10 protein-coding genes are annotated in these 12,587 nt (G+C 49.4%); 4 read left to right on the top strand and 6 right to left on the bottom strand.

What is annotated here, in order from left to right; all coding sequences use genetic code 11:
• Positions 1–5: 5 nt before the first annotated feature.
• The 3 genes from JUB14_RS15690 to argB all read right to left on the bottom strand — a co-directional run bounded on the left by JUB14_RS15690 (position 6) and on the right by argB (position 5,705).
• Entirely contained in the window at positions 6–3,422 is a 3,417-nt protein-coding gene (locus JUB14_RS15690) for a VCBS repeat-containing protein (protein WP_229367919.1), read from the bottom strand.
• 19 nt (positions 3,423–3,441) lie between these two features.
• A complete protein-coding gene (locus tag JUB14_RS15685) occupies positions 3,442–4,758 on the bottom strand; it encodes a cytochrome c (protein ID WP_229367918.1) in 1,317 nt (438 codons plus the stop codon).
• A 161-nt stretch (positions 4,759–4,919) separates the two neighbouring features.
• Positions 4,920–5,705: an acetylglutamate kinase gene (argB, locus tag JUB14_RS15680; RefSeq protein ID WP_207507279.1), complete on the bottom strand. Its 786-nt coding sequence runs from the start codon at positions 5,703–5,705 to the stop codon at positions 4,920–4,922.
• Positions 5,706–5,895: 190 nt separating this feature from the next.
• Here argB and JUB14_RS15675 point away from each other — a divergent pair, with 190 nt between their 5' ends.
• Complete coding sequence (locus JUB14_RS15675; RefSeq protein WP_207507278.1) at positions 5,896–6,294, top strand: group III truncated hemoglobin; 399 nt, start codon at positions 5,896–5,898, stop codon at positions 6,292–6,294.
• A gap of 13 nt (positions 6,295–6,307) precedes the next feature.
• On the opposite strand, the gene JUB14_RS15670 is transcribed toward JUB14_RS15675, so the two are convergent.
• Entirely contained in the window at positions 6,308–7,003 is a 696-nt protein-coding gene (locus JUB14_RS15670; protein ID WP_207507277.1) for a YjjG family noncanonical pyrimidine nucleotidase, read from the bottom strand.
• 57 nt (positions 7,004–7,060) lie between these two features.
• Positions 7,061–7,366 (bottom strand): (2Fe-2S) ferredoxin domain-containing protein, encoded by a 306-nt coding sequence (locus JUB14_RS15665; RefSeq protein ID WP_207507276.1) that lies wholly within the window; start codon positions 7,364–7,366, stop codon positions 7,061–7,063.
• 563 nt (positions 7,367–7,929) lie between these two features.
• On the opposite strand from JUB14_RS15665, the gene JUB14_RS15660 reads away from it, so the two are divergent.
• The 3 genes from JUB14_RS15660 to JUB14_RS15650 all read left to right on the top strand — a co-directional run bounded on the left by JUB14_RS15660 (position 7,930) and on the right by JUB14_RS15650 (position 10,564).
• Entirely contained in the window at positions 7,930–8,529 is a 600-nt protein-coding gene (locus JUB14_RS15660; RefSeq protein WP_207507275.1) for an RNA polymerase sigma factor, read from the top strand.
• A 324-nt stretch (positions 8,530–8,853) separates the two neighbouring features.
• Entirely contained in the window at positions 8,854–9,510 is a 657-nt protein-coding gene (gene nth, locus JUB14_RS15655; protein ID WP_207507274.1) for an endonuclease III, read from the top strand.
• A gap of 166 nt (positions 9,511–9,676) precedes the next feature.
• Positions 9,677–10,564 (top strand): FKBP-type peptidyl-prolyl cis-trans isomerase, encoded by an 888-nt coding sequence (locus JUB14_RS15650; protein ID WP_207507273.1) that lies wholly within the window; start codon positions 9,677–9,679, stop codon positions 10,562–10,564.
• Positions 10,565–10,667: 103 nt separating this feature from the next.
• Here JUB14_RS15650 and JUB14_RS15645 read toward each other — a convergent pair whose 3' ends face one another.
• A complete protein-coding gene (locus tag JUB14_RS15645; protein ID WP_207507272.1) occupies positions 10,668–12,383 on the bottom strand; it encodes a pseudouridine synthase in 1,716 nt (571 codons plus the stop codon).
• Positions 12,384–12,587: the final 204 nt, after the last annotated feature.

Raw genomic sequence — 12,587 nt, 5'->3', positions numbered from 1 at the left:
GGTCTCTATTTGTGGGTTTGATTGATCTTAAATACCAGTACCTCATCCTCATTACGCCCTACTACCAGCCACTTCTGCTGAGCACCGGAGTTGATAATCGTCATGGTGCGCACGTCGCCACCCGCCCAAAGTCCGGACTGGTCGGGTCCAACCGGCTCAAAACGCATAGGACCTACCTGCTTCAGAAACAGGCCAAAAGAAGCATCGCAGGGCCCTAGCTGTACCCGATAGGGCGAGAAGTTACCCGCTACAACCAAATCAGTTTTACTGTCCCCATCCACATCATCCGCCACTATACCGCTGATGCGGGACACCTGAGCAGCCTGGGGTAGTTCATGAACGGCAAAGCTGAAGCCTCCTTTATTTTCCAGGACTACACTCGATAGCTGTCGGCAGTAGAGCTTCCGGGCATTCTCAACGGCAGCCTTACCGAACAGGTCTTCGGTGGTAGCGTCGGCATAGGAGGCGTAGGAAGTGTACTTGCGGCGTAGCGGTACCATCTGGTCCAGCATCTCATCCCTCGAAAACATCGGGTAACTCTTGTCGCCTACGTAGTAGCTGGTAATGGGATCAATGACTCCATTTTTATCAAAATCATCGAAGTGGAGCGTCATGGGCTTATCTACCGAAGCTTTAAACTGGTTGTTCAGGCCGCTGTTTCCTACTACGAAATCCATATCACCATCCCCATCCAGGTCAGTAGCGGTAATAGAAGCCCACATGCCCTCGGTTTGGAGCAGGCTCTTGTCCGTTACTTCTCCAAAGCCATTCGTCTTGTTACGGAAGGTACGGATGCCCATCCAGTCGCCCACAAGTACCAGGTCCTTGCGGCCATCGGCATCCAGGTCGGCAAAGGTTGCGGCGGTAATCATGCCTGGGTTGAGCAGGAGGGGACTCCACTCGGCTGTGACATCGGTGAAGCGGGGCTGACCGGATGTACCATCGTTGCGTAGCAGGTAGCTGCGGGCAGCTTCGGGATAGGAGCCGGGTACAGCCCGTCCACCTACGAATAGGTCGAGGTCACCGTCACCGTCTATGTCCGCGCTAACCACGCACTGCTTGCTGCTGAGCATGGCCGGAAGTGCCGCCGGAGCGTAGAGCAGGGTACCGTCGCCCTGGTTGAGGTAGAGGTGGTCCTGGTACTCGGGTGACTGGTCATCGTATTCGTTTCCGCCGCAGACGACGTACAGGTCCAGGTCACCATCCTGATCAGCATCAAAGAAGTGCGCACCTACCTCTTCCGATACCGCGTGCTGTCGCCACGGCTGGGAGGGAGCGGCCATAAACTTGCCATCGACCGTCTGTAGGTACAGTACCCCGAACTGATTGACCGCGCCTCCAAAGTACAGATCTTCCCGGCCATCGCCGTTGACATCACCCCGCGCCAGGGCCGGTCCCATGCGCGAAAGCTGGTAGGGTAAGAGTACCTCTACTTTGAAATCTACAAAATCATTCTCCTGGTGGTAAAAGTCCAGCCCTGTCATTTCAGGAGAAAGCTGCTCGAATAAAGTAGGCTGGGCTACCTTCTGAGTGAGAGCTACCGTATGAGTACCCGTAGCCGGTTCCTTTGCTTTCAGTAACTGATTAGGAGTCGGTGCCGATACTACTGAACGCGTACCCGTAGGCCAGGCGATTACTACGGAGTCAATGGCGGTAGCCTTGCCCAACCCAAAGTGCAAGTCGGTTGTGACAGAGGACTGGTAGCCCCGTACCGGATACAGCTCTTTGTACTGCTGCTGTCCCCCCGCATATACCCATACCTTGGCGCCTAAGGCCTGTGGGTTAGGAGCTTTGCCTTCCAACCGGACGGTCAGGTACTGCTGCTTAGGAGCATTGTTCTGGTATATATAAAGAGGTTCGTTAATATTAGAGATTACCAGATCCAGATCCCCGTCCCCATCAAAATCGGCATAGGCGGCGGCATTGGACACGGTAGCCTCGGTCAGTCCCCACGACTGCGACACATCTTCAAACCCTAATAGATTAGCCGCTTCACTACCCCTATTGCGGAATACGTAGTTGCGTAGCTTGTTGGACGGCATTTTCTGTACCAGGCCGTACGTTCTGAATTGCATATTGCCTTTCGCGGCTTCCTTGAGCTGCTCGTCGGCTACGGTGTACTTCAGGAAATCCATATTGGTGAAGTCGCGCAGGTAGCCGTTGGTGATCAGGACATCCTTCCAGCCGTCATTGTCAAAGTCAGCCATCAGGCCGGCCCAGCTCCAGTCGGTGTTGGATATACCCACCAGTTGTCCTATCTCACTAAACTTTACCCGCTTCTGCGCATCCATTCCCACGTTGAGGTGGAGCATGTTCCGCATCTGCTGGTGGTAGTAACCGCTATCGAGCAGCAGGTGGTACTGGTCGTACTGATCTGGACCTTTCAAGAGTTTCTGCCGGTGGTTGTCCTCAGGCAGCATGTCCAGCGTGAGTACATCCGGTCGGCCGTCATTATTAAAATCACCTACATCCGCTCCCATCGAAAACTTGGAAACGTGGGCGAACGACTGCTTGAGGGACTCAGTAAATGTTCCATCGCGGTTATTGACGTAGTAGCAGTCTACCTCGGTATAGTCGCTGGTGGTGTAGAGGTCGGGCCAGCCATCCTGATTAATATCGGCTACCGTTATGCTCAGTCCGAAGTTGAGGGCATTGTTGATGATCCCGGACTTCTGCGTTACATCCGTAAATTTCAATTTGCCGTTCTGGCTGTCGTTCCGGAAGAGGCGGTTGCCAAATTGACGGCTTGGGGTACTACGTATCTGCCGGGTATTCAGGAGCGGGTTCACTGTATGGTTGGAGTGATTCAGCAGGAACATGTCCAGATCACCGTCGCGGTCGTAGTCAAAAAAGGCCGCCTGAGTAGACAAGGTACCGGGCGCATCCAATCCCGCCTGTTTTCCCATTTCCTTAAATACAGGTACCCCCTTCTTTACCCCCTGATTGATGTATAGCTCATTGGAGAGTTTAATGGAATCTCTGAAAAAGCCCGAATGGCACACATAAATATCAAGTAGTCCGTCGCCGTTGACGTCAGCCACGCTGACGCCGGTACTCCAGGTACCATTGCCATCTACTTTAGCTTTGCGGGTCACATCTTCAAACTGGATGCCACCGGGTGTCTGAGCCGAACGGTTGAGGTATAGTTTGTTCTTTACAGTATTACCCGACACAAACAGGTCGGGCCGGCCGTCGCCATCAAAGTCCCCGATGCCAACGCCATTGCCGTTGTAGAGGTACTCGTACCTGAATATATGCAGAGAGTCATTTTCCTGAATCTTATTCACGAAGTCAACACCGCTGGCTTTGGGAGTCAGACGCGTGAAGAGAGGCTGAGCAGATGCCTCTACTTCCAGGAGTATCATACCCCCCAGCAGAATAGAAATAGTCTTCCAGTAAGTACCAGATGCGTAAGCAGCCATATAGTCTGTTTTTTTGAAGCTATTTGATGGAGTTCTGCCAGTCAAATATGAGTTGGTCATCGTCTTCCTCACGTACTACGTACATGAGCAGCAGCGTCATCATCTCCTGATCGCTCCGCATATTTCCCTCCGACAGTACCAGCTTGGGCGGATTGTTCGGGTTCATGGGGTTTTGGGCGGTGTTGTCGTAAGTACCTTCTATGTGCACCACGGCCCCTTTTGGTAGCCGTACCGGCTTCTGATAGCGGTATATCTCCTGCCAGCGGAAGTCCCATTCCGGTATCCGCACCAGCGGAATAGTATCACCATTGGCCTGGGTAGCATAGGCTTTATAAGACTTGCCCAACTGGTGCATGTGGGGCCAGGCTGAGAGTAACGACACATCAGGCTGATTATTGGCTACTTTAAGGGTAAATGTCTTGACTTCATCCGCAAAGAGCATGAAGGGTGGGGTGATATCTTTTTCCCCGATTCCTCCCGACCCGAGGCTGATTACCTTTACCTTTCGCTTGATAGGTGTATTCTTAAAGAAGAAGTTAACGCCGTTGATACTTTCGGCGTCCAGAGCTGAGGGGCCATAGTGTACGGTAAGCAGCATGACACCACGGCGGGGCATCTCCCAACCCATATCCTGGGGGTAGGTTTCGAAGGTGGCACCGGGTACCCAGCCACCATAGTAGGACATTTCTTTCTTGTACTTCACCCACTGGTAGTATTGGCTGGCCGACTCGCCGTTCAGGTCTACTACATTAACCGTATTATTGAGGTTAATGACCGTATCCTCTACGGGGTGAATGGCAAAGTTGGCGTGGTGGATGATCTTCTTATCATTAGAAGTAAACTCTATGGCCTCAATGTTGGCACGCTGTGCTAACTCAAAAGGAACCTTGAACATGATGAAGCGCTCCTTGCCGTCGCCTTTCTGGACATAGCCCTCGCTCATTTTAAGGGTAAGGTCCGGCTTGCGGTGGTAGGCAGTACCGGCGTTGGCTCGCTCGAGCAGGGCCTTTTCAGCATCCTGTTTTACTTTTCCCTTTGGCAGACCGGCATCAATCCAGGACACTAAGGTTTCTATTTCTTTCTCAGAGAGTGAACGATTATTGGCAAACTGGGTGTAGTGGTCATCGGCTTTCCAGGGGGGCATGTAGCGGCTGCTCACTACCTGGCGGATAAACTTGGAGCGCTTGGCTACATCATCGTAGGTGATAAGCGAAAAGGGAGCTGCCTCGCCCGGTCTATGGCATACTGAGCAGTTATTATGGATAATGGGCTGTACATCCTTATAGAAGGATACGGACTGGGAGTACCCTTTTATAGTTAAAAAGAGGATGCCCACCAGTAATATGCCAGCAAGATTAAGTTTTCGACAAGACATTCTATTTGAGGAGGATTACTGCTACCTATCTACACAATTTATCTCCTCAAAATTAAAAAATTTTAAAAAGTATAACAACTAATTGTTAATGTATCAATCGGTTACACCCGTACAGTTGCCTATTAGAGTGATAATATAGTACCCGCTGAACCACTGGTAGCGGCAGCCAGATCATCGGCATGGCAGATGGTCACGCGGCTCACTTTTTCCCGTAGCGCTTTGAAAGCATTGTCCAGTTTAGGTATCATACCTTTATTGATAATACCCTCCGCTTTGTAGCTGGCGTAGGAGTCAGGGTTCAGGGAAGAAATAACGGCGTTGTCATCATCGGGGTCGGAGAGGACCCCTTTCTTCTCGAAGCAGTACACCAGATTCACCTCGTACCGCTCCGCCATACCTACGGCCATGGCTGAGGCCATGGTATCGGCATTGGTGTTAAGCAGTACCCCTTCGGTACTATAAGTAAGGGGGGCTATGATAGGTACCAGTCCGCTTTGCAGCAGTGCCTCTACCTGAGCAGTATTAACGGCTTCAATATCGCCTACAAATCCATAGTCTATTTCCTTCACCGGGCGCTTTACCGAGCGGATAATGCCTCCATCGGCTCCCGTGAGTCCAATGGCGTTGCACTGCTGCGCCTGTAGCTGCGCCACCAGATTCTTATTCACCAACCCTCCGTACACCATCGTCACTACGTTCAGCATCGGGCGGTCGGTAATGCGGCGGCCGTCTACCATCTGGGTCTCTATCTGTAGCTTCGCCGCTACCTGCGTAGCTACTTTACCACCACCGTGTACAAGTATCTTGGGAGAGGGGAGCTGAGCAAAGGCCCGGAGGAAACGTGAACAGGCTTCGGGATTATCAATGACGTTGCCGCCGATCTTTACTACCAGTAAGGTACCAGACATAGGACGCTGAAATAAGATGTGTTCTTGAAATTTGGGGAGCAAAGGTATACAAATGCCTCCGAATTTGCCGAATCATGCCGTAGCTGATAAATGTCATTCACCCATACCGAACGCGGAAGTACCTTTGTGGTGTTGAAGAGAGTAGAGTACTGCTTCCGTAGTAGTACTAACCGTATATATAACTAAGTGTATGCTTCCTGATATAACTACCAGAGCCGATGTGGAGCTACTGGTCAATACTTTTTATGGCAAGGTCCGCGAGGACGAACTGATCGGGCCGCTGTTTAGCGAAGTCGCCCAGGTCAACTGGGACCTGCACCTGCCCAAGATGTACGACTTCTGGGAAAACATCCTGTTCGGAACGGGTGGGTACCGGGGCCGGCCCATGCCGCCCCACTTCCGGCTTACCCAGCAGCATCCGCTGCGCCCCCACCACTTCGATCGGTGGCTGGTCCTGTTTTACGAAACGGTAGATCAATTGTTTGAGGGCGAGAAAGCCGCTGAGGTGAAGGTACGGGCTCTGAATATCGCCTCTATGATGGAGTTCAGAGTAGAGCAGCTCAATAACATGAACGAGGCGGCCCAGTAGGCCGCCTCGTTTTTTAGAATATCGCTTTTAGTTCGTGTAAGTGACGGATGTCGTGCGTGGGTACTTCATCGTACTGCAGGCCCAGCGGGTTGTAGTACACGGTATCCAGGCCAAAACGCTTGGCACCCAGTATATCCGCTTCCCAGTTATCACCAATCATGATACATTCCTCGTGCCGGGCACGGGCTAAGTCCAGGGCGTAAGCAAATATGCGCGGATCGGGTTTCTTGGCCTGTGCTCTTTCGTTGGTGACAATATGGGTGAAGTAGTGGAATATTCCCGAGTTCTGCATTTTTCGGGCCTGCACATGATCAAAGCCATTGGTAACTATGTGTAATACATAGCCCTGCTCCGTGGCGTGGTCCAGTACATCCATAGCTCCTTCGAGCAGGTACTTCTTCTCCGGGAGTAGCTCCAGGTAGCATTCACCAAGTTGGGTACAGCAGGTTGGAGCTACCAGTCCCATTTCCTCAAATACCATCCGGAAGCGATTCTCCCGGATATAGGTATGGGTGTGGGTACCCTGGTCAAAAGACTTCCACAGTGCCAGGTTAACGCGGGAGAACGTACTGATAAATTCGTCACAGGAGGCTACACCATGTCCGGCCAGTTCAAACCGGTCAAAGATTTCCAGTAGTGATTCGGACGAGTTACGCTCAAAGTCCCATAGGGTATGATCCAGGTCAAAAAATAGATGCTTGTACTTCACAGGTTATTCCTTTTATCTCCTCTTACCTCACTTTTAGCAGAAAGCCGGATGGCCGACCTAAACGTCCAGTTTCAGCCGCTCCACCGGTGTATTGTTGACCAAGTGGCTTTCTACAATCTCCTCCACATCCGAGAGTTGTACATTACCATAGAATACTCCCTCCGGATATACCACAACGGCCGGACCAAACGCGCACATATCCAGACAGGCAGTACCCTGGGCGCGCATCTCAGGCATAAGCTTCCGATCTTTCATAGCTGACTTGAAGGCATCTACCAGCGCCAGACCATGCTCACGACCGCAACATTTCTTGGGAGCATCTTTCTGATTTGTACAGATAAAAACGTGTTTACTATATTTCATAGGTATTCGTAGTACTTATAATTATGATGAATGGGTATTAAATGCTTGAAAATTAAAGACGTTAGATCTTTTTTTAGTGAATCCTCGTATATGTATTTCTACTCTAAATCCGGTATTTCTACTGATCCGGCAAAGGTAGTGATTTGGGTTTAGATTAGTGGTGACCACGCTCGGATGAACTATGGTGTCAGTAGTTTGCTTACCGTTTACTAAATAGTTGAAAAACTTATATCCAAATATCTGAACTACTGCAGGCTCGTGAGAGTTTAGTTATTGGATATAAAAGTTGCAATAGTTCTACTTTTTCACTGAATGAGTATAAATATCCAAAAAAGGGTAGATCCTTTAAAATCAGGGCCAAAACTTGTTAACAAGTGTTAATCCCCGGTATTATTATAAAAAAAGCGAATAGAATACTTGCAAATCAATGATCTAATATATTTCTTTGATATATGTTAGTCGAAAGACACAATAAAATAAGCTTCAATTAATAGCCAACCTAAAAGCGAAAGGAGGTACAATATCGATACACGGCTCTACGTTAACTAAATCGAACAACTTAAATGGATAAAGTCCTAGTTAGCGACAGTGAGTTGGTATCGCTGTACATCCGTGGCAATGAAAAAGCTTTTGAAAAGCTGGTTCAGCGTCATAAGTCCAGAATCTATACGACTATTTATCTGATTGTAAAAGACCAATACGTTGCCGAAGATTTGTTGCAAGACACACTGATCAAGGCAGTTGATACTATAAAGTCAGGTAAATATAACGAAGAGGGTAAATTTCTGCCATGGATTATCCGAATCGCTCACAACCTCGCAATTGATTATTTCAGACGTGATAAGCGCTACCCCAATGTAGTGTTTGAAGATGGAAGCAATGTGTTTAATACACTTGACTTTTCGGAAGATTCGGTAGAGTCGATCCAGATTCGTCAGGAAACACATGAGCAACTGCGGGAGATGATCCAGCGGTTACCCGACGTGCAGAGGCAGGTACTCATCATGCGCCACTATGAGGACATGAGCTTTCAGGAGATCGCCGACGCCACGGGTGTGAGCATTAATACGGCATTGGGGAGGATGCGCTACGCGCTGATTAATTTGCGCAAGCAATTTAGCCAACGTACTCCGCAATATGACCAAAACTTTTACTTACGATGATGTTGTACGGTATCTGTATGCCGAAACGACCCAAGAGGAAAACGCCCTGATTGTTGAGGCACTCGCCCTCGACGACAATCTGATGAACTTCTATCTCGATGCGCTCGAGATACAGCACCAGATGAACCTTATCTCTCGAACACCATCCGATCAGGTTATCGAAAGGGTTCTGGATTATTCCTGCCAATATAATATAAATCAACCGGCCGAACTGTCTGTATAGATATTTCCGTCGGTTGATTTGTTTTTAGACTACCTTCCCGCTTCAGTGTCACAAGCGGGAAGGTAGATTTTTATTGCCTTATAGTTAGTGTATAAATTAACATGCAGAAGAAAGAGCGTTTTCGATTTTTCCTCGATTACTTTACTACTAATTTTCCCCAACCCGAGACAGAACTCCAGTTTGGTAACGCGTATGAGTTGCTGGTAGCGGTGATCCTGTCAGCCCAGTGTACCGACAAGCGTATCAATGCCATTACCCCCAGGTTGTTTGAGCGTTTCCCTGATGTACAGTCGCTGGCGGCATCTACGGTCGAGGAGGTGTTCTCCTATATCCGGTCAGTGTCGTATCCCAATAATAAAAGCAAGCACCTGGTGGGGATGGCCCGTATGCTGGTGGAGGAGTTTGGGGGCGAGATACCTGCTACGGTGGAGGAGCTTCAGCGTCTGCCCGGTGTGGGCCGCAAGACCGCGCACGTAATCACTTCTATTATATTCAACCAGCCTACCATGGCGGTGGATACACACGTGTTCCGGGTGTCGCACCGGCTGGGACTGGTACCCCGTACGGCTACTACGCCGCTGGCAGTAGAGAAAGGCCTGATGCCGTACATACCCAAGGACCTGGTACCTAAGTCACACCACTGGCTGATTCTGCACGGCCGGTATATCTGCCTGGCCCGTACTCCTAAGTGTCACGAGTGTCCGCTGACTCATTTCTGTAAGTACTACGAACAACTCCAGAAAAAGAAATCAGCCTGAATTTTTAAACGGCTTTCCAACCTTCCTATCCTCGCTGTACTCTTAGAGTAGATAGCGAAGGAGAGAAGCGATGCAACAAACGGATCTGAAGCTACGTATAAAGTGAAGCAGTAATTCAACCAATCATCAATACAAATTTTTTACCCTATTTTACTTTACATTATTTATGCTTAAAAAGTGGACAGCAGTAGTGTGTATGGCACTGGCAGTGATGCTGAGTGCCTGTAATGATTTCCTGGAAAATGAGGACTCCAATAAGGTTCAGGAAAATGTGGATCAGATTCAGAAGTATTTGACAACACGTAACCTAACTGCGGTGCAGGATACAACGGGCATTTTCTATATCATGCAGAAGACGAACCCCTCTGGACAGAAAGCACAGATCGGCGATGAGGCCAGTATTTATTTCAGAATGTATACCCTCGACGGAGCATTATTGGATAGTACCGAAACCTTAAAGCAGAAGCCGCTTGTATTTCCGGTGGGTACAGGTCTTCAGTTAATAATACCTGGTATGGAACTGGCGGCTTTCCGACTGCTACGTACCGGTGAGAAGGCGACGATATTGCTGCCGTACTACCTGGCCTTTGGAAATGTGGACTATCGTAATATTCCGGCGTATTCGGTAATCCGGGTGGATATGGAGATGGTCGGACTGAGAACCGAGCAACAGCAGATTCGTGACTATATATCGACAAAGGAGTACACAGGTACCGAGAAGCTAGCTAATAATCTTCACATCATCCGTCAGAATACCGTAAGTGGTGATTCAATCGGCGCCGGTAAGACTGTAAAAGTGAACTATTCGGGTAAACTGTTAAAGGGCACGGAGTTTGATAAAGGTACCCTTGAATACGTAACAGGTATGGGTACTATGATTCCGGGATTTGATCAGGGAATCCGTAAGTTACGTACCGGTGAGAAAGCGGTACTGGTATTCCCATCGTCTTTGGCTTATGGCCGTAGTGGCCGTATAAACCAGCAGACAGGGCAGTATGTAATTCCTCCCTTTGCGCCACTGGCCTTTGAGGTAGAGGTAGTAAGCGTAAAGTAATAGTACCAGAGCGTAATTGCCAATAGAGAGTAATACAACAAGAAAGCCCCGGCCTCATGTGCCGGGGCTTTTCTTTTTTATATTCTCAGTACAATTGATACCGTTACAAAAGGAATTTCAGTCGAATTACTTCTTTCTCCGTCAGGAATCGCCACTTACCGCGTGGCAGGTCTTTCTTGTTCAGGCCGGCAAATACCGTACGGTCCAGCTTCTTTACCTCGTAGCCCAGGTGCTCAAACATCCGGCGTACAATGCGGTTGCGTCCGCTGTGGATTTCAAGACCTACTACCATAGCATCAGGGGTAACGATACCTACTTCATCCGGCTTGATGAAACCATCCTCCAGCTCCAGACCTTGCTGCAGGGCCTCGAAGTCTTCGGTAGTGATAGGCTTATCCAGTTCGGCCTGGTATACCTTCTTCATACCGCTCGACGGATGCGTCAGTTTTTCGGCCAGTTCACCATCGTTAGTAAGTAGCAGCAGACCGGTTGTGTTACGGTCCAGACGTCCAACGGGGTACACCCGCTCCTGACAAGCTCCTGCAATCAGATCTACTACCGTCTTGCGATCTTCCGGATCTTCGGTAGTAGTGATATAATCTTTCGGCTTATTGAGCAGTATGTATACCATACGCTCCGGATTCAGAGCTTTCTTACCGTATTTTACTACATCCGCGGGCTTTACCTTATAGCCCATTTCCGTTACGGTTTTTCCATTGACAGAGATCTGTCCCGATGCGATCAGGTCATCGGCTTCCCGACGAGAGCAGATACCGGCGTTAGAGATATAGCGGTTCAGACGCATCAGATCTTCTTCACCGCTTTCCTTGCGCTTGCCACGAGGTTTGTCTTCGTAGCGGCTGAAGTCGTAGCGGGGGGCTTTATCAAAGCGACCTACTCGACGGCTAGGTCCTTCGGCTGGTGATTCATCATTACTCTTGCGAGATGGGCGATCCTGGTCCTGACGGTCAAATTTGAGCTTATCAGCTCCTGATCTGCCAAATCTAGGTCTGTCAGAGTCCGACTTACCGAAGCCCGGCTTGTCAAAACCACCTTCTCTTCTTAGTTTGAAGTCGCCACGCGGACGCTCATCCTGTGAGTTGTTATCGCGGTTAAACGGGCGACCAGATCTGTCAGAGCTTGATTTGTCAAAGTCACCTTCACGTCTGGTTTTGAAGTCACCGCGTGGGCGCTCATCCTTTGAGTTGTTGTCACGATTGAATGGTCGGCTAGGTCTGTCAAAGTCTCCTTCGCGTCTGGGCTGGAAGTCGCCGCGTGTGCGTTCATCCTGTGAGTTATTGTTATTGTCGCGGTTAAACGGGCGGCGGGGCTTATCAGAGCCTGATTTGTCAAAGCCAGGTTTATCAAAACCGCCTTCTCTTCTTGGCTTGAAATCACCTTCTGACTTAAAGCGGGTATTTCTTTCACGGTCGAACGGACGAGCTGGTCTGTCAGATCCCTCCTCCCTGCGTGGTCTGAACTCACCTTTGGGTTTGAAAGAGTCTCCACTGCGTTCCGGACGATCCTTGCCGAAACTTGGCTTAGCGAAGCCCGGCTTACCGAAGCCCGACTTTCCAAAACCTGGTTTGCCGAACCGCTTATCTCCTTCTGTACGACCTTCAGGGCGGCTGTCAAACTCGCGTCTGGGTCTGTCGCTACGGTCATCCTCTCTGCGCTTAGCAGGGGCAGACGCTGCCGCTCTAAGGCTTGACTTCTTTATACTGGGTTTGCTGAACCGGCTTTCCGGGGTAGGAGCGAAGCCAGTTTTGCGCGGGCCCGATGATCTTGTGTTCTTGGAATTGCGATTTTGTTTTTTCATAGGAATGCAGTATCACTACTGGATGGTTTATCCTCTTTCCAAATTTTTTATTATGCTAATACAGTAGGAGGAATATTATTGATAAGTTTTACGCTGTTGCAAAATTTGATAGCTCGAGACTGAGCTGACTATCAGAAAATTATATCCGGTTTTGTAATGGGCGTGCAAAGTTAGGAGAAATTTCAGCACGAAGAATTTTAATCC

Source organism: Telluribacter humicola (assembly GCF_017355935.1).
Taxonomy (GTDB): Bacteria; Bacteroidota; Bacteroidia; order Cytophagales; family Spirosomataceae; genus Telluribacter; species Telluribacter humicola.
This window is presented reverse-complemented; position numbering and strand designations above follow the sequence as displayed.